Origin of the sequence: Bradyrhizobium sp. NBAIM03 (genome assembly GCF_020194055.1) — a bacterium.
In the GTDB taxonomy this organism is placed as follows: Bacteria; Pseudomonadota; Alphaproteobacteria; order Rhizobiales; family Xanthobacteraceae; genus Bradyrhizobium; species Bradyrhizobium yuanmingense.
Window position 1 is genome coordinate 1 of record NZ_JADYVS010000227.1, and the last position, 407, is coordinate 407.

Annotated in this window: 1 pseudogene; it reads right to left on the reverse strand. The window is 61.7% G+C overall.

What is annotated here, in order from left to right:
- Nucleotides 1-94: 94 nt before the first annotated feature.
- Nucleotides 95-407, reverse strand: a pseudogene (locus I6F21_RS38235) (hypothetical protein); the annotation flags it as partial.

Consider the following 407-nt stretch of genomic DNA (forward strand, 5'->3'; position numbering starts at 1 on the left):
GGCTGGAACCGACCTTGACGACAAGGCGGCGCGCATCGGCGATCAGCGAATGCAGGGCCATGGTGGGCGTGTCTCCGAAGGAAGTTTGTTGTGTTTACGCTTGATCGTCGTGGCCGACGTTGTGCAGGCTCGGGTCCAGACGCTGGTCGGGCGCGGCGGCGGCTGCATCCTCTTCGGCGCGCAGCTCGTCGAGGTATTCCTGAATCGCATGAACAAGTGCCTGCGTGCCATCGTGCGTCAACGCAGAAATGCGGTGCACCGGGCCCTTCCACTTGAAGCGCTTCACGAAGTCTTTCACGCGCGCTTCGCGTTCGTCCTCGGGCACCATGTCGAGCTTGTTGAGCACGAGCCAGCGCGGCTTGTCGAAGAGTTCAGCGTCGTATTTCTTCAGCTCGCCGACAATTGCC